This is a genomic window from Brucella sp. LJL56 (assembly GCF_054871705.1).
This window is the reverse complement of sequence record NZ_JBTXLQ010000001.1, coordinates 1,595,783-1,612,240: the sequence shown is the minus strand read 5'-3', so window position 1 is coordinate 1,612,240 and position 16,458 is coordinate 1,595,783. Positions and strand designations below refer to the sequence as shown.

Sequence of the window (16,458 nt, the reverse complement as noted above, 5' to 3'; positions counted from 1 at the left end):
CCGATTGATTGTCAGGTATTCATCGAATCGAAGAATTCCGAATTGCTCTTGGTCTGCTTGAGCTTGTCGATAAGGAATTCGATCGCATCGGTCGTGCCCATCGGTGCGAGGATACGGCGCAGAACGAAGATCTTCTGCAGATCGGCGCGCGGTACCAGCAGGTCTTCCTTGCGGGTGCCGGACTTGAGAATGTCCATGGCCGGGAAGATGCGCTTGTCGGCAACCTTGCGGTCGAGCACGATTTCCGAGTTACCAGTGCCCTTGAATTCTTCAAAGATCACTTCGTCCATACGGCTGCCGGTATCGATCAGTGCAGTTGCGATGATAGTGAGCGAACCGCCCTCTTCGATGTTACGCGCGGCACCGAAGAAACGCTTCGGACGCTGCAATGCATTGGCGTCCACACCACCGGTCAGAACCTTGCCCGAGGACGGCACGACTGTGTTATAAGCGCGGCCGAGACGGGTGATCGAGTCGAGCAGGATCACAACGTCGCGACCATGTTCGACAAGGCGCTTGGCCTTTTCGATGACCATTTCAGCAACCTGAACGTGACGGGCTGCCGGTTCATCGAAGGTCGAGGAAATAACTTCGCCCTTCACCGAACGCTGCATGTCGGTCACTTCTTCCGGACGTTCGTCGATCAGAAGAACGATCAGATAGCATTCCGGATGATTTGCGGTGATCGAATGGGCAATGTTCTGGAGAAGAACAGTCTTACCGGTCCGCGGCGGAGCGACGATGAGACCGCGCTGGCCTTTACCGAGTGGCGCTACCAGATCGATGACGCGTGGCGAGAGATCCTTGGAAGTCGGAACTTCCAGTTCCATCTTGAAGCGCTCATTCGGATAGAGCGGCGTCAGATTGTCGAAGTGCACCTTGTGACGGATTTTTTCCGGATCTTCGAAATTGATCGAATTGACCTTGAGCAGCGCGAAATAACGCTCGCCTTCCTTGGGACCGCGGATCGGACCTTCGACTGTGTCACCGGTCTTGAGAGAAAAACGACGCAACTGCGAGGGAGAAATATAAATATCGTCAGGACCCGGCAGGTAGTTGGCATCAGCAGAGCGCAGGAAGCCAAATCCGTCCAGCAGCACCTCGACGACGCCCTCGCCGATAATTTCGACATCCTGGGCCGCGAGCCTCTTGAGGATCGCGAACATCAGTTCCTGCTTGCGCATGGCGCTCGCGTTTTCGACCTCAAGCGTTTCGGCAAAAGCCAGCAGCTCCACCGGTGTTTTGTTCTTTAGTTCTTGTAGTTTCATTTCCTGCATGGATGAGGAACTCTTTTTAAAATGTAAGGAGAAAATGCAGTTGTTCGGAAAGGTGGCCACCTGAGCGTCGTGACCGGCATCGAAGGCCTGCTGTCTTGAAGGGAAGAGGCTTTCTACATACTGATTTGCAGCATGCAGAGCAAGCCTCATGTAGGGGGCGCACGAAATTTCTGCAACAAAAAAATGGCGGAAACCCGGCAAGCGGATCCCCTTTTTCAATCGGGTTCAGGATCAGAACGGCTTAACGATCACCAATATGACGATCAGGATCATCAGCACAGTCGGCACTTCATTGATGATTCGCCAGTGTTTCGCCGAGCGCATATTGCGGTCTTCAGCAAACAGTCGCGTGGATTTTGCCAGATAACCGTGCAGACCGGACATCAGAACGACCAGCAACAGTTTTGCATGCAGCCAACCGCCCTGAAAACCGAAGATTTCCCATGCCATCCACAGGCCGGCAATCCACGTCACGATCATGGCCGGATTAATGATGAAGCGCAGCAGCCGCTTTTCCATCACCTTGAAGGTCTCCGATGTTTCAGAGCCGGGCTTTGCAGCGCAGTGATAGACGAACAGGCGCGGCAGATAGAGCATCCCCGCCATCCATGCGATGACTGCGATGACGTGAAGCGATTTGACCCAGAGATAGGCATCGGCTGGATTCACGTGAAACAATGCCCATACACCGAGCGCCACCACGACCAGTGAGACGATCGTGCGAATGGCAACTGCCGAGCCACGATTTTCCGGAGCTGTCTGGCTCATGATTTTCCTCCACGAATACGGTCGATCATGCGATGCACATTCTCGATCGGTGCCTGTGGTGTAATCCCGTGCCCGAGATTGAAGATCAGCGGGCCCTGGCCGAGACGTTCGAGAATGGCATCCACACCTTCATCCAGCGCATTGCCGCCAGCCACCACGCGCAATGGATCGAGATTACCCTGTATTGCGCCTTCTTCCTGAAGGGCGGCGGCAAAGGAAAAGGGAACAGACCAGTCGAGACCAAGAGCATCCACACCGGTCTTTTCGCGATAGCCTGCATAAAGCATCCCGGCCCCTTTCGGAAAGCCGATGATACGGGCTTCGGGGTAAACCGCCCTCACCTTCTGGACAATCCGCGCGACGGGCTGGATACAGAACCGCTCAAAGCAGTCCTCATCCAGAACACCAGACCACGAATCGAAAATCTGCACCGCATCGGCACCGGCATCGAGCTGTTCGATGAGATACTCAGCGGATACATCGGCGAGATTGTTCAGGAGCTTCTCAAAAGCTTCCGGGAAGCGATAGGCGAAAAGACGGGCGGGTGCCTGATCCGGCGTGCCGTGACCGGCAATCATATAGGTCGCAACTGTCCAGGGAGCGCCACAGAAGCCCAGCAGCGTCGTTTCGTCGGGCAATTGCTCGCGCAGCAGCCGTACCGTCTCGTAGACCGGCTCCAGCCTTTTGGCGACACCTTCGGTTTCAAGCCAGAAAATCTCGTCGGCATCAATGGGTGTCATCAAAGGCCCCTTGCCTTCTTCAAAGCGAAGGTCGCGCCCAAGGGCATGGGGAATGACGAGAATGTCTGAAAAAAGAATGGCTGCGTCGAAGCCAAACCGGCGGATCGGTTGAAGTGTCACCTCGACGGCAAGATCGGGTGAATAGCACAGATCGAGAAAACTCCCCGCCTTTTTCCGCGTTTCGCGATATTCGGGGAGATAGCGTCCGGCCTGGCGCATCATCCAGATGGGAGGTGGAAAGACCGTTTCACCGTCGATCACTCTCAAGACTTTGCGCTTCATCTGATTTTTATCCGCCCTGTTGGTTATCTGATCCGGTTTGGCCTGAAGTTATCCAGTCCGGTTCTCATAAAGAAAGGATGATTCAGGAATCTTTTGATTCTTAGAGTCTGTTGGAATCGGGGATTAAGGTCTGTTCCGTTTTTCCCCACAGTTCCGAAATTGCCATCTCATCCTGTGTAATCATTCACCGATAGTCTGACCAAATACAATGAAAACTCAATTCCCTCTTTTAATATAAAGGGTTACCAATTGACGCAGTTCATGCTGATTTGTGGAAAAGCTGGGAATTACGACGGGATTTCGCGGTTTCATGAGTCTTGTCCACATATGTTGAAAACAGCTTCGCACATGTTCGCCCGCTGTGGATGACTTGCCAATTTTCCCACAGCCTGCCATGGCTTGTGGAAGACGTTCGGCCTTTACGCACAGCCGTCAACAGGAGGGCAACAAAACTGTGACCAGACCGCTTTCCTACTTTCATCTTCATCTGATTTCTGATGCGACCGGAGAGACTCTCCTGGCGGCGGGACGAGCGGCGGCGGCACAATATGCCAATGCACGCGCGATCGAGCACATTTATCCGCTGATCCGCACCGAAAAGCAGTTGCGTAAGGTTCTCGAAGGTATTGATGCGGAACCCGGCATCGTCCTCTATACGATTGTCGATCAGAAACTGGCGGCGATCATCGACGAATCCTGCGCTGAAATGGGTGTGCCGAGTGTTTCAGTGCTGGAACCGGTGCTGAATACGTTTCAATCCTATCTCGGCGCGCCTGCGCATCGCCGCGCCAGTGCGCAGCATGTGCTTAATGCCGATTATTTCCGGCGGATCGACGCGCTTAATTTCACGATGGAGCATGATGACGGGCAATTGCCCTATGACATCGAGGAAGCGGACGTCATTCTTGTCGGCATTTCACGCACCTCCAAGACACCGACGAGCATCTATCTCGCCAATCGCGGCATCAAGGCCACCAATGTTCCGATTGTGCTCGGCATCCCCCTGCCGGAAGTCCTGTTCACGGCAAAGCGCCCGCTGATCGTGGGACTGGTTGCGACCGCCGAACGGATTTCGCAAATCCGCCAGAACCGGCCGCTCGGCAATGTGCCGTCGCTGGATACGGGGCTTTATACGGATCGCGTTTCCATCTCGGAAGAACTGGCTTATGCGCGTAATATATGCAACCGGCACGGCTGGCCGATTATCGATGTGTCGCGCCGGTCGATCGAGGAAACTGCAGCCGCCATTCTGGCGCTGCTTCGCGCGCATAGCGAAAAGGCATAAACAAGGATTGCAGCCATGACGGACAAACTCGTTCTCGCCTCCAAAAGCCCTTTCCGTTCAGCTTTGTTGAAAAATGCCGGCATCGAGTTTTCAACAGCAAGCGCGGATATCGACGAGCGCGCGGTGGAAACCCCGCTTTATGAAACGGGCGCCACGCCGGAAGAAGTCGCACAGGTTCTGGCCGAGGCGAAGGCGATCGATGTGAGCGAGAAGAACCCCGGCGCGATGGTGATCGGTTGCGACCAGACATTGTCGCTCGGCGACGAGATTTTCCACAAGCCCGCAGATATGGAGGCAGCGCGCCACCAGCTTCTGAAATTTTCCGGCAAGACCCACCAGTTGAACAGTGCTGTCGTGCTGGTGAAGGATGGCAAGACCTTGTGGCGTCACGTTTCGATTGCCCGTATGACCATGCGCGATCTCGACCCCGGCTTTGTCGGGCGTTATCTCGGTCGCGCTGGTGACGTCGCTCTTTCGAGCGTCGGCGCTTATCAGGTCGAGGGACCGGGCATCCAGCTTTTCGAGAAGATCGAAGGTGATTATTTCACGATTGTCGGTCTGCCGCTGTTGCCGCTGCTGGCTGAACTGCGGAAGGAAAAACTGATCGATGGCTAAGAAGGCGTTTGTCACCGGCTTTCCGATAAAACATTCGCGGTCGCCGCTGATCCATGGTTTCTGGCTCGCTGAGCTCGGGATCGACGGTTCTTATGAGGCGATTGAAGTGAAACCCGAGGATTTCGGTTTCTTTGCTTCATCGCTTGCGGAAAATGGTTTTGCCGGTGGCAATGTCACCATTCCACACAAGGAAGCAGCCTTTGCTGCTGTGGAAAGTCTGGATGAGGCCGCGAAAGCTATCGGCGCGGTCAATACGCTCTGGCTTGAAAATGGCAGGCTTCATGGCGGCAATACGGATGCCTACGGCTTTGCGGCCAATCTCGATGCTTCGGCTCCCGGTTGGGACAATGCTGACAGCGCTCTTGTTCTGGGGGCTGGCGGCGCAAGCCGGGCAATCGTTCATGCGCTTTTGTCGCGCGGCTTTAAGAATGTTGCCATCGTCAATCGCACAGTGAGTCGAGCCGAGGATCTCGCAAACCATTTCGGACCGGGTGTTTCGGCGCATGGTTGGGATGCGGCGCAGAATCTGGTTTCAGACGCCGGTTTGATCATCAATACGACATCGCTTGGCATGAGCGGCCATGACGAGCAGGAAACATTCCCGCTTGATCTTGGCAAGGCATCGCGAAAGGCAGTCGCTACCGATATTGTTTATGTGCCGCTCAAGACGTCATTCCTGAAAATGGCCGAAGAAGCAGGTCTGGTGACTGTGGATGGGCTCGGCATGCTGCTGCATCAGGCCGTTCCGGGTTTCGAGCGCTGGTTCGGCAAAAGGCCGCAAGTGACGAAAGCGCTGCGTGAGCATATTCTGGCAGATATGGCAAAGACTGGTGCTCTGGTGTCTGAATCAAAAAGCGTCAGGCCGTAGCGAAAATGGTGATTTTCGAGAACCGGAGCGCGGTGTACTTTAGTACATGAGCATCGGAAGCGCGGAAAAACGCCATTTGCAACAAGGCATGACGACTTTTGGAACAGATACTATGATCGTGCTTGGGTTAACCGGCTCCATCGGGATGGGAAAAACAACGGCGGCGAACATGTTCGCAGAAGCCGGTGTGCCGATCTATAGCGCCGACGATACAGTACATCGGCTCTATTCCGGTCGTGCGGTGCCGCTGATTGAGGCTGCGTTTCCGGGCACTGTGGAAAACGGTGCGGTTGATCGGGAAAAGCTTTCCGCTGCCGTCATCGGAAAACCCGAAGCCCTGAAAAAACTGGAAGCCATCGTCCATCCGCTTGTGCGTGAGGAAGAGGAAGCCTTTCGCCGCAGCGCGGAAGAAACCGGCGCCGCTCTGGCGCTGATCGATATTCCGCTGCTTTTCGAAACCGGCGGCGACAAGCGTGTGGACAAGATCGTGGTTGTCTCAGCCCCTGCCGAGATACAGCGCATTCGCGTGCTTGCGCGACCGGGCATGACGGAAGAAAAGCTTGATGCCATTCTCGCGCGCCAGACGCCGGATGCGGAAAAACGGGCAAGAGCCGATTTCATTATCGATACAAGCGGAAGTTTCGACAATCTGCGCCGCCAGATTACCGAAATCGTCGCTGAATTGAGTGGAAAGCCGGCGGTCGCTACCGAATAATCGGCGGCAGCGTGCTATAGGTACCAAAGTTATTTCCCGAGAGGTTCTTCAATGCGTGAAATCGTTTTCGATACGGAAACCACCGGCCTGGAAAGGCTTGAGGACCGTGTGATCGAAATCGGCGGCGTGGAACTGATCAACAAGTTTCCCACAGGCCGCACTTTCCATAAATACATTAACCCGCAGGGGCGTCAGGTTCATCCCGAGGCGCTTGCGGTGCACGGTATCAGCAACGAACAATTGCTGGACAAGCCGACATTCGCGGAAATTCTGGACGAGTTTCTCGAATTTTTCGATGGCGCCAAGCTGGTGGCGCATAATGCCATGTTCGACCTTGGCTTCATCAATGCTGAACTTGCAAGGCTCAAACAGGCCGAAATCCAGTCGGAACGCATCATCGATACATTGGCACTTGCCCGCCGCAAGCATCCGATGGGGCCGAATTCACTTGATGCGCTGTGCAAGCGCTATGGCATCGAGAATGGACACCGCACCCTGCACGGCGCATTGCTCGATTCCGAGATTCTGGCTGAAGTCTATATCGAACTGATCGGCGGCAAGCAGACGGCGCTCGGGCTTAGCATGGGCGGTACCGAAAACGGCAATAATAGCAGAGAAAACGGTGCCGCCATCATTCTTGCAGCGCGCCCAAAGCCGCTTGCCCCGCGTATTTCCGAAGCCGAGCGTGTCGCCCACGCGGCCCTTGTGGAGAAGCTGGGCGACAAGGCCATCTGGAAGAAGTACTGAACACGTCGCGGAAGCGAAACCTGGATATGAAAAAGCCCGGTCGAAACCGGGCTTTTTTGCAATCATCATTCGAACGATCAGCTTTTTACGGCGGACTTGGCCTGTTCTTCGGCCATGCGTTGCTGGAACATCTGTGCGAAATCGATCGGGTCAATCATCAGCGGCGGATAGCCACCATTGCGCGTTGCGTCGGCAATGATCTGGCGCGCGAACGGGAACAGAAGACGCGGGCATTCGATGAACAGAAGCGGAAGCATGTGCTCCTGCGGGATGCCCTGAATGCGGAACACGCCGCCATAGACGAGCTCGGTGTTGAAGAGAACGTCCTTGCCGTCAACGGCCTTGGCTTCCAGCGTCAACACAACGTCGAAATCCGTTTCGGAAAGCGGATTGGCATTTACATTCACGTTGATGTTGATGGACGGTGCCTTTTCGCGCGGACGCAGCGACAGCGGCGCGCCCGGGCTTTCGAAGGACAGATCCTTCACATATTGCGCCAGAATGTTGAGGGACGGCTCGGCCGTCGCGCCATTGCCGTTCTTTACTTCGCCCGCGGCCTTATCGCTCATTATCGGTATGCCTTCTATCGGTGATTAAAATTTTTGCCCCCTCAAGCGCAAACTGCCCACAGCCTGCCCGGAAAGGTCGGAGTGTTTGGCTAGCATGTGCGCGGGCATGAGGCAAGAAAGGCTTTTTAGGTTAGTATTTGCACATTCAATGATCTTTGCGATCATCTTTCCAGGGTGAGTTTTCATTCGGCCGGGTGGTGTAGTCTTCAGGGTCGAGATCGATGACATGATCCTGACGTGGGTTCTGGCCGGGGCTTGGGTGCTGCCCGTAACCGTCCGAATAGCGCGCAGATGTAGCGACAACCATGCGGCCGCGCATGAATTTTTCCCACATGAAATCGCGAATGAACGGAATGAACAGCAAAATGCCGACGGTGCTGGTCACGAAACCGGGTACGATCAGCAGGATCGCCGCCAGGACCATCATGGCGCCATGCACCATTTCGCGATCCGGCACGCGTCCCGCAGCCGTTTCGGTACGAATGCGCTGTAAAAGCCCGATGCCCTGCACGCGCAGGAGAAAGAAGCCCAGCATTGCGCTGAGAATAACAAGGCCCAAAGTCGCGAAAACACCGATCTTGCTGCCGATGATGACGAAACCGGCAATTTCGATGAAGGGCATCGCCAGCATGACGAGAGGGGCGAGAGAGGAGGACACGTAAGTTACGACCTTTGTTGTTTGGTTTCAGTGTTTCAATTTATCCTGAATTGTAACTTTTTCAGGTTCGGAACGAAATTGAAACTGTCTGTCATGCAATATCAAATAGGTACGCATGATCGGGATTTGAATGATGACGTAAGCCGATCTATATGTATGAGATACAAACCAGGGATAGGGAAAGGCGAAATGCCTGATCCTTCAATCAGCGGCAGGCGGCATGGAATTTTTTGATTTTGGCACGATATTCTTCTTCATCGCAGCGGTGATTATCTTTCTCCAGCTGAGGAATGTTCTTGGCCGTCGTACCGGAAGTGAAAAACCGCCCTTCGATCCTTACACTTCAGCCCGCAGTGCCGATGCGGCACCGGCAAGCGGTGAGGCCGACAATGTCGTCTCCCTGCCGCGCCGTCCGGGCGAAAAGGATTTCACCGCCATCGACAAGGCCGCTCCGGCCGGCACGCCGATCAACGACGGTCTGCGTGCCATTTACGCTGTCGATCTGGCCTTCGATCCGGCCAGTTTCGTGGATGGCGTAAAGATCGCTTATGAAATGATCGTGATGTCCTATGCCGATGGTGATCGCAAGGTCCTGAAAAATCTGCTTTCAAAGGATGTTTTCGAAGGGTTCGTTTCGGCTATCGATGAACGCGAATCCCGTGGCGAAAGCGTGCGTTCGTCCTTTGTCGGCATTGATAAGGCGGAAATCACCGGCGCCGAGATGAAGGGGTCGGAAGCGCATGTGACGGTCAATATCGTCAGCCAGATGATTTCCTCCACCTATGACAAGGACGGCAAGCTGATCGACGGCGACCCGGAAAATGTACTCGAGATCAAGGATTTGTGGACCTTCGCACGCGATACGCGCTCGCGTGATCCAAATTGGAAGCTTGTCGCGACCGAAGCGGAAGATTAAGAGAAAGCGTATGAATCGGGCCGCTGACCCAGCTCAGCGGCCTTTTTGTTTTGTTTGTGTAAGCTTAAACGGATGCGGCGATGAACGACTTGGCGAGGATTTTGCGCCCGGTGGCTTTTTCCGATTGTCCGGGCTGGAACCGGGACGATCAGTCCGCAGCATTTGCTGCGTTTCGCCGTTCTGCTGATTACGCATCACACCAAACTTACAAGAGTGGCAGTCTGGGCATCCGTTTCGAAGCGCTGGAGCCGATCTTTGCGGCTGCACGTAGTCTCGACAATCCGGGTGTGGAAGAAGCGCGTGCTTTCTTCGAACAGAATTTCATCCCTTGCCGGATCGTTCCCGATCAGGGAACAGGCTTTGTAACTGCGTTCTATGAACCGGAGATCGAAGCCTCCCTTGAGGCCGACACCCGGTTCAACGTGCCCTTCCTGCGCCAGCCCGACGACCTGGTGAAAGTGACGGATGAAGCCCGTCCAGCAGGTCTCGATCCGTCCTTTGCCTTTGCGCGCCGGACGGAGAACGGCCTTGCCGAATATGACGATCGACAGTCAATCGAACGGGGGAGTCTTTCCGGGCGTGGGCTGGAAATCGCTTTCGTGGTAGACCGGGTCGATGCCTTTTTCGCGCATGTGCAAGGTGCCGCGCGTCTGAAACTGCACGATGGCGGGTTGCTGCGCATCACATATGCAGCCAAATCCGGCCATCCGTTTACAGGCATCGGCCGCATTCTGGTTGCCAATGGCGAAATTCCCGCTTCGGAAATTTCCATGCAGTCGATCCGCCACTGGCTGGCCGAGCACCCGCACAAGGCAGACGACCTCATCTGGCAGAACCGCTCCTATATTTTCTTCCGGGAAGCACCGGTGGATGATCCGAATGCCGGTCCGATTGCCGCTGCAAAAGTTCCGCTCACGGCCGGACGCTCGCTTGCCGTCGACAAATTGCTCCACACATTCGGAACGCCGATCCATGTCTGCGCTCCGACAGTCACCGTCTTTGATGGCGAACCCTTTGCACGCCTGATGATCGCGCAGGACACGGGAACGGCAATCGTCGGCCCGGCTCGTGGCGATCTTTTCGCCGGATCGGGTGATATGGCGGGCGAGATCGCCGGTGGCGTGAAGGATGATGCGGACTTCTATGCGCTGGTGCCGCGCAAGCTCCTGGGGGCTTGAACGGGATGGTGCGCGAGACCGACAAACCGGAAAAAGATTACCTGCGGCCTGAAGATCGCATCCTGTGGGAAACGGTCGCGAAAACCGCAAAGCCGCTGATAAAGCCAAAGGCGAAACCGGACGAGCTTCCCGACTTCAAATCACTGATGGCGCAAGAAGAAAAGCGCCCTGCCAAAGCGAAGGTCCAGCCGGCAGCGGAGGCGAGCAAACCGAAAAAGGGCTTGTCGGCGCTCAGCGAGATGCAGATTCAGTCACTCGACAAACCGACGCATCGAAAGATCGCCAAAGGTCGTGTCGATATTGAAGCCCGCATAGACCTGCATGGTCTGACGCAGGGAGAGGCGCACGGTCTGCTCTATGGATTTCTGGTCAGCGCGCATGCGCGTGGCCTGCGTCATGTCATGGTCATTACCGGCAAAGGCCGTTCATTCGGCAGCGAAGGGATTTTGCGACAGGCGGTGCCGCACTGGTTCTCCACGCCGCTGTTCCGGCTTCTGGTGAGTGCCTATGAGGATGCAGCACGTCATCATGGCGGTCATGGCGCTCTTTATGTAAGGCTTCGCCGTCAGACCCAACAGATGCCACGCCAGACATTGCCGGGAGGAAATAGGCCGCGATGACGCCATTTGGAATACGCTTGCGCCAATTGCGGGAAGAACGGGGTGTGACGCAGAAGGAAATGGCGGCAGCGCTTCGCGTTTCACCCGCCTATCTGTCTGCGCTGGAACATGGCCGGCGCGGCCAGCCGACCTGGGACCTGCTTCAGCGCATCATCACCTATTTCAATATCATCTGGGACGAGGCGGAAGAGTTACAAAACCTTGCTGCCGTGTCGCATCCGCGTGTGGTGATCGATACGTCGGGCCTGTCACCGCAGGCAACGGAACTCGCCAATCTTCTGGCACGCAATATCCGCATCATCGACCGCGAGACGATCAGGCATCTGAGTGAGGAAATAGAGGCGGCGCGTAAGCGCCGCCGCGGCATCAAGCCTGTTCAAGTTGATTAGAGCGCATCCCGAAAAGTGTAAAACGCCTACGCAGGGAAATCAGTCCACTGGACTGATTTCTGATCCTGCTTCGATCAGAAAAGATGCGCGTAAAAACAAATGATCAGAGCGCCGATCCGATCCAATCAGATCGAAACGCGCTCTAGTGGATTGAATTTGACGTTTGATACCCATCCGATATAAATCACGTTTCAAACGTCAAATTCGAAAAATCCATTAGATTCATAAAGTTACTAGTGGTCTTTTTGCTTCCGACATTTGCTCAGCGCTCATATCCGAGGGATGTAAATGTCGGAAGCAGACCACTAGAAAAGCGCTTTCAGCTCATCGAGCTTCGAATTGACCAGCCAGCCATAATAATTTTCCTGCGGCAGTACAGGTTCCTGACCATCGGCCTTTCGCTTGGCATTTTCATTGGCCAAAGCCCGCGCGCGTGCTTCTGCGCCGCCCGTATTGTAAAGCGTGGCAGTGAGGCCGGGGTTCTTCGAAATGTCGAAATCGGCAATCTGGCGGTAGGCGTTGATCGACTGTTTCAGCGTCGCCGCGATGTAAGGCAGCGTCAGATCGGGGTCCATGATCGTCTTGTAGACCACGTTGCCGTCTTCAGCATTGAGCTTGGGCAGACCGGAAACGCGGTTCACCATGTCGGACATCTGCAAGGCCGTCAGTGGATTGATCTGGCCCAGGCCGAATGTCTGCCCGGCATAGAAAGGCTGGAAGAAGACCGCGCTGAAACGGTTGTTGGGATAAGCATTGCCACCAACCGATTTGCCGCGGAAATTCTTGTTCCAGACATTTTCGCGGCAGGACCACAGCGAATAGCTGTCCTTGTGTTTCAGGCAGTCGGCAAATTCGGGCCGCTTGATGAACTGGCCGATGCTTTCACCGTTGTAGCCGAAGCTCACGCCCTGGTTCACATAGGACATGGCCTTGACGTAATAGGTCTGGAGCCGGTCGTAGACGTCGACATTATAGGTGTGCTCGCCGACGATCGCGCCGACGATATGAATGGGATCGATACCATAGGCTGCTGCCGTCGAGCGGATCTTGGAGCGCAGCGAGGCATCCTTCTTCAGGAGATTATAAATCTTCTGATATTTCTTCTCGTAAGTCGTGCTTAGTTCACGCGTGCGCTTGGCAGATGCGCCGGGAACCGGCGGTTGTTCAGCACTGCGATTGCCCGGAGGCACGACCGTTGCCGCATAGGCACTCTGACTGGCAAGGCTGAGAGCCAGCACAAATCCAGCAAATATGCGCCGTGATTTTGCGCCCGGTATTCTGATCCCCGGTATTCTGATCATTGTGAGGAAACGGTCCTGATATGGTGAATATTCGGTAAAAGTTGCGGGGAAAATAAAAAACCCCCCGATGCAAGTCGAGGGGTTTTTGCAGTATTTGCGAAAGTGAACTCGGGCCGTGGCTTTCTGGTCACTTTTATACCAACTCCATTGAGTGAAACTCATTGGACTTTGGTTAAGCCCGAGTGGCGATTGAACTTTTTCAAGGCGTGATGCGTCAGCATCTCAGCGCCTTGATATTAGAGGATGAAACGCGAAAGATCGGTATTCTTTGCAAGGGTGCCGATTTTTTCCCGTACATAATCCGCATCGATGACAAACTTGGCTCCGGTCTTGTCAGGCGCGGTGTACGAAATTTCATCGAGAACGCGTTCCATCACGGTCTGCAACCGACGCGCACCGATATTTTCTACCGATGCATTCAGGTCGACAGCGATGTCGGCCAGGGCGTCGATGGCGTCATCGGTGATTTCAAGTGTCACCTCTTCCGTCTCCATCAGGGCGATATACTGCTTGATCAGGCTTGCTTCCGTTTCCGTCAGAATGCGGCGGAAGTCTTCACGCGTCAGTGCGCTGAGTTCGACACGGATCGGCAGGCGCCCCTGCAGTTCCGGCAGAAGATCGGACGGCTTGGATACGTGGAAGGCGCCCGATGCGATGAAAAGCACGTGGTCGGTCTTCACCGGCCCGTATTTGGTGGCAACCGTCGTGCCCTCGACCAGTGGCAACAGATCGCGCTGCACGCCTTCGCGTGACACGCCGGCACCCATGCCGCCTTCCCGCGATGCAATCTTGTCGATCTCATCGATGAACACGATGCCTTCGTCTTCGGTAACGCGGAGCGCTTCCTGAATGATCTGGTCCTGGTCCAGCAACTTGTCGGATTCATCGTTGATCAGGATCGGATAGGAATCCTTGACCGTGGTCTTGCGCGTCTTGGTGCGGCCGCCCATGGCCTTGCCCAGCATGTCGGACAGGTTCATGACGCCGATATTGGCGCCCGGCATGCCAGGAATCTCGAAGCTTGGGCCGGAACCGGTGTCTGCGACCTCGATTTCGATTTCCTTGTCGTCCATTTCGCCGTTGCGCAGCTTCTTGCGGAAGCTGTCACGCGTGGTGGGGCTTGCGGTCTTGCCGACCAGCGCATCCAGCACGCGTTCTTCCGCATTGAGATGCGCCTTGGCCTTCACGTCGTCGCGGCGTTTTTCACGGACGAGCGTGATAGCTGCCTCGACAAGATCGCGGACGATCTGTTCGACGTCGCGGCCGACATAACCGACTTCGGTGAATTTGGTCGCTTCCACCTTGACGAAAGGCGCATTGGCCAGCTTTGCGAGGCGGCGGGAAATTTCCGTCTTGCCGACGCCGGTTGGTCCAATCATCAGGATGTTTTTCGGCATGACCTCTTCGCGCATCTGGCCTTCGAGCTGCTGGCGGCGCCAGCGATTGCGTAAAGCGATGGCGACTGCGCGCTTGGCGTCGTTCTGGCCGATGATGAAGCGGTCGAGTTCCGAAACGATTTCACGGGGAGAGAAATTACTCATAATTATAACCCACTTTGCCACTGCTTGATGAACTCGAACGGATGCAGCAGCATGATCACGTTGAGCGTAAGGTTGTCGCGAATGACGATCAGCGCCAGAACTTCCATGAACAGCGCGATGGCGACGGTTATCTTTGCTGGCAGTTTGGCGGCGATCAGAAAGCCAAGTGCGGCGGCGAGCGTATCGGAAACCGAATTCACGATGCTGTCGCCGAAATAGTCCACCGAGGACGTATTGGCGCGATAGCGTTCGATGATGAAATTCGAATTCTCGACCAGTTCCCATACCGCTTCGATGCCGACCGCCGCTGCAAGCCTCAAGCCGAGCGGGGCTTTGGGTGCGATGACAGTGAACAGCCAGTAGAACAGAAAGCCATGGATGATATGCGACAGCGTATACCAGTCGGATATATGCTGCGAGTTCTCCGATTTCAGCGAACCCGACCATAATTTTATGGTCCCGCATTCGCACATGGCAATCCGCCCGTCGAGATAGAGCCAGAAGGCTTGTACCGCGACTATGGCGAGAACGATCAGGGCGCCCAGACCCCAGCGTTGCGCACTCGGTTTAGAGGCCTGCGCCAGCGAGCTCATTCTGCGTCCAGGCTTTCCACGATGATGTTGTGGTTGGTGTAGATGCAGATGTCGGCGGCGATATCCATCGCCTTGCGGGCGATTTCCTCGGCTGACTTGTCCGTATCGACCAGCGCGCGGGCGGCGGCCAGCGCATAATTGCCGCCCGAACCGATGGCCATCACGCCATGTTCGGGTTCAAGCACGTCGCCGGTGCCGGTCAGTGCCAGCGTCACCTTGCTGTCGGCAACCAGCATCATGGCTTCCAGCTTGCGCAGGTAGCGGTCGGTGCGCCAGTCCTTGGCAAGTTCGACCGAAGCCCGCATGAGCTGGTCGGGATATTGTTCGAGCTTCGCTTCGAGGCGTTCCAGAAGGGTGAAGGCGTCGGCGGTGGCTCCGGCAAAACCGGCAATAACATTGCCCTTGCCGATGCGGCGAACTTTTCGCGCATTGCCCTTCATGACGGTGTTGCCGAGCGAAACCTGTCCGTCACCGGCAATGACGACCTTGCCGTCCTTGCGCACGGTAACAATGGTCGTGCCGTAAATTGTCGTGGGATGATGTTCGATCATGGATGCTCCTTTGGCGGCATATGCAATCCCGGAAGGCAATTGCAGATGCCCCTTCATCTGTTAGAGAAACAGCTTCGGCCAACCAGCGGTGGATGAATCGTGCTTCGCTGAGAATATTTAAGAACGTACGGACGAATTGCAAATGCCGATTTGCAGCTTGCCAAACCGGCAAAAGGAATTGGCAAAGCGGGCAAGCTGTTCTAGAACGCCTCCAAGCTATTGAATGAGGAAAGCTTATGACTGCAGAAAGCACCCGCAAGGCAAGCATCGAGCGCTCGACCAAGGAAACGAGCATCGCCGTTTCCGTCGATCTGGACGGCGTCGGCAAGTTCGACATCACCACCGGTGTCGGCTTCTTCGATCACATGCTGGAGCAGCTTTCCCGACATTCGCTCATCGATATGCGCGTCATGGCCAAGGGCGACCTGCATATCGACGATCATCACACGGTCGAGGATACGGGCATCGCGCTTGGTCAGGCCATTGCCAAAGCCTTGGGCGAGCGGCGCGGCATCGTGCGCTATGCCTCGATGGACCTTGCCATGGACGATACGCTGACCGGCGCCGCCGTCGATGTATCGGGGCGCGCCTTTCTGGTCTGGAATGTGAAGTTCACGACGTCCAAGATCGGCACGTTCGATACCGAGCTGGTGCGTGAGTTCTTCCAGGCGTTCGCAATGAATGCGGGTATCACGCTCCATATCAACAATCATTATGGCGCCAACAACCACCATATTGCAGAATCGATCTTCAAGGCGGTTGCCAGGGTTCTGCGCACGGCGCTTGATACCGATCCACGCCAGAAGGATGCAATCCCCTCCACCAAGGGTTCGCTGAAAGGGTAA

19 protein-coding genes are annotated in these 16,458 nt (G+C 55.5%); 10 read left to right on the top strand and 9 right to left on the bottom strand.

The window, feature by feature from the left end; all coding sequences use genetic code 11:
* Window positions 1–11: 11 nt before the first annotated feature.
* The 3 genes from rho to hemE all read right to left on the bottom strand — a co-directional run bounded on the left by rho (window position 12) and on the right by hemE (window position 3,067).
* On the bottom strand, window positions 12–1,277 hold the full coding sequence (rho, locus tag ACYSN1_RS07755; protein ID WP_140020521.1) for a transcription termination factor Rho: 1,266 nt from the start codon (window positions 1,275–1,277) through the stop codon (window positions 12–14).
* Window positions 1,278–1,508: 231 nt separating this feature from the next.
* Window positions 1,509–2,045, bottom strand: coding sequence for a protoporphyrinogen oxidase HemJ (gene hemJ, locus ACYSN1_RS07750; protein WP_140020522.1), 537 nt, complete (start codon window positions 2,043–2,045; stop codon window positions 1,509–1,511).
* Window positions 2,042–3,067: a uroporphyrinogen decarboxylase gene (gene hemE, locus ACYSN1_RS07745; protein WP_461725093.1), complete on the bottom strand. Its 1,026-nt coding sequence runs from the start codon at window positions 3,065–3,067 to the stop codon at window positions 2,042–2,044. Before hemE ends, hemJ begins: the two co-directional genes overlap by 4 nt.
* Window positions 3,068–3,521: 454 nt before the next feature.
* Between hemE and ACYSN1_RS07740 the strand changes: the two genes are divergently transcribed.
* The 5 genes from ACYSN1_RS07740 to dnaQ all read left to right on the top strand — a co-directional run bounded on the left by ACYSN1_RS07740 (window position 3,522) and on the right by dnaQ (window position 7,297).
* Window positions 3,522–4,352 carry a pyruvate, water dikinase regulatory protein gene (locus ACYSN1_RS07740; RefSeq protein WP_109986999.1) on the top strand — a complete coding sequence of 277 codons (831 nt, stop codon included), beginning with the start codon at window positions 3,522–3,524 and terminating at the stop codon, window positions 4,350–4,352.
* 15 nt (window positions 4,353–4,367) lie between these two features.
* A complete protein-coding gene (locus ACYSN1_RS07735; RefSeq protein WP_461725092.1) occupies window positions 4,368–4,967 on the top strand; it encodes a Maf-like protein in 600 nt (199 codons plus the stop codon).
* Window positions 4,960–5,835: a shikimate dehydrogenase gene (locus ACYSN1_RS07730; protein WP_461725091.1), complete on the top strand. Its 876-nt coding sequence runs from the start codon at window positions 4,960–4,962 to the stop codon at window positions 5,833–5,835. The genes ACYSN1_RS07735 and ACYSN1_RS07730 overlap by 8 nt, the downstream gene beginning before the upstream one ends.
* Before the next feature lie 112 nt (window positions 5,836–5,947).
* Window positions 5,948–6,550 carry a dephospho-CoA kinase gene (gene coaE, locus ACYSN1_RS07725; RefSeq protein ID WP_461725300.1) on the top strand — a complete coding sequence of 201 codons (603 nt, stop codon included), beginning with the start codon at window positions 5,948–5,950 and terminating at the stop codon, window positions 6,548–6,550.
* 51 nt (window positions 6,551–6,601) lie between these two features.
* Window positions 6,602–7,297 carry a DNA polymerase III subunit epsilon gene (gene dnaQ, locus ACYSN1_RS07720; protein WP_461725090.1) on the top strand — a complete coding sequence of 232 codons (696 nt, stop codon included), beginning with the start codon at window positions 6,602–6,604 and terminating at the stop codon, window positions 7,295–7,297.
* 77 nt (window positions 7,298–7,374) lie between these two features.
* Here the strand turns inward: dnaQ and secB are convergent, their stop codons facing one another.
* Together secB and ACYSN1_RS07710 are read right to left on the bottom strand one after the other, a co-directional pair.
* Window positions 7,375–7,866, bottom strand: coding sequence for a protein-export chaperone SecB (gene secB / locus ACYSN1_RS07715; RefSeq protein WP_010657658.1), 492 nt, complete (start codon window positions 7,864–7,866; stop codon window positions 7,375–7,377).
* Window positions 7,867–8,011: 145 nt separating this feature from the next.
* Window positions 8,012–8,524 carry an FxsA family protein gene (locus tag ACYSN1_RS07710; RefSeq protein ID WP_461725089.1) on the bottom strand — a complete coding sequence of 171 codons (513 nt, stop codon included), beginning with the start codon at window positions 8,522–8,524 and terminating at the stop codon, window positions 8,012–8,014.
* A 220-nt stretch (window positions 8,525–8,744) separates the two neighbouring features.
* Between ACYSN1_RS07710 and ACYSN1_RS07705 the strand changes: the two genes are divergently transcribed.
* The 4 genes from ACYSN1_RS07705 to ACYSN1_RS07690 all read left to right on the top strand — a co-directional run bounded on the left by ACYSN1_RS07705 (window position 8,745) and on the right by ACYSN1_RS07690 (window position 11,627).
* A complete protein-coding gene (locus tag ACYSN1_RS07705) occupies window positions 8,745–9,440 on the top strand; it encodes a Tim44/TimA family putative adaptor protein (protein ID WP_461725088.1) in 696 nt (231 codons plus the stop codon).
* Window positions 9,441–9,520: 80 nt separating this feature from the next.
* Window positions 9,521–10,618, top strand: coding sequence for a murein transglycosylase A (gene mltA, locus ACYSN1_RS07700; protein ID WP_461725087.1), 1,098 nt, complete (start codon window positions 9,521–9,523; stop codon window positions 10,616–10,618).
* Between the two features lie 5 nt (window positions 10,619–10,623).
* The gene (locus ACYSN1_RS07695) at window positions 10,624–11,238 is read left to right on the top strand and encodes a Smr/MutS family protein (protein ID WP_461725086.1); all 615 of its coding nucleotides are present in this window, start codon (window positions 10,624–10,626) and stop codon (window positions 11,236–11,238) included.
* On the top strand, window positions 11,235–11,627 hold the full coding sequence (locus tag ACYSN1_RS07690; protein WP_461725085.1) for a helix-turn-helix domain-containing protein: 393 nt from the start codon (window positions 11,235–11,237) through the stop codon (window positions 11,625–11,627). Before ACYSN1_RS07695 ends, ACYSN1_RS07690 begins: the two co-directional genes overlap by 4 nt.
* A gap of 305 nt (window positions 11,628–11,932) precedes the next feature.
* Here ACYSN1_RS07690 and ACYSN1_RS07685 read toward each other — a convergent pair whose 3' ends face one another.
* The 4 genes from ACYSN1_RS07685 to hslV all read right to left on the bottom strand — a co-directional run bounded on the left by ACYSN1_RS07685 (window position 11,933) and on the right by hslV (window position 15,613).
* Window positions 11,933–12,928: a DUF1402 family protein gene (locus ACYSN1_RS07685; RefSeq protein ID WP_461725084.1), complete on the bottom strand. Its 996-nt coding sequence runs from the start codon at window positions 12,926–12,928 to the stop codon at window positions 11,933–11,935.
* A gap of 236 nt (window positions 12,929–13,164) precedes the next feature.
* Window positions 13,165–14,469, bottom strand: a complete 1,305-nt coding sequence (gene hslU / locus ACYSN1_RS07680) for an ATP-dependent protease ATPase subunit HslU (RefSeq protein ID WP_461725083.1) — start codon at window positions 14,467–14,469, stop codon at window positions 13,165–13,167.
* A 2-nt stretch (window positions 14,470–14,471) separates the two neighbouring features.
* Window positions 14,472–15,062, bottom strand: a complete 591-nt coding sequence (locus tag ACYSN1_RS07675) for a DUF2585 domain-containing protein (RefSeq protein WP_461725082.1) — start codon at window positions 15,060–15,062, stop codon at window positions 14,472–14,474.
* Window positions 15,059–15,613 (bottom strand): ATP-dependent protease subunit HslV, encoded by a 555-nt coding sequence (gene hslV, locus ACYSN1_RS07670; RefSeq protein WP_061344603.1) that lies wholly within the window; start codon window positions 15,611–15,613, stop codon window positions 15,059–15,061. The genes ACYSN1_RS07675 and hslV overlap by 4 nt, the downstream gene beginning before the upstream one ends.
* 236 nt (window positions 15,614–15,849) lie before the next feature.
* Here hslV and hisB point away from each other — a divergent pair, with 236 nt between their 5' ends.
* On the top strand, window positions 15,850–16,458 hold the full coding sequence (gene hisB, locus ACYSN1_RS07665; RefSeq protein WP_461725081.1) for an imidazoleglycerol-phosphate dehydratase HisB: 609 nt from the start codon (window positions 15,850–15,852) through the stop codon (window positions 16,456–16,458).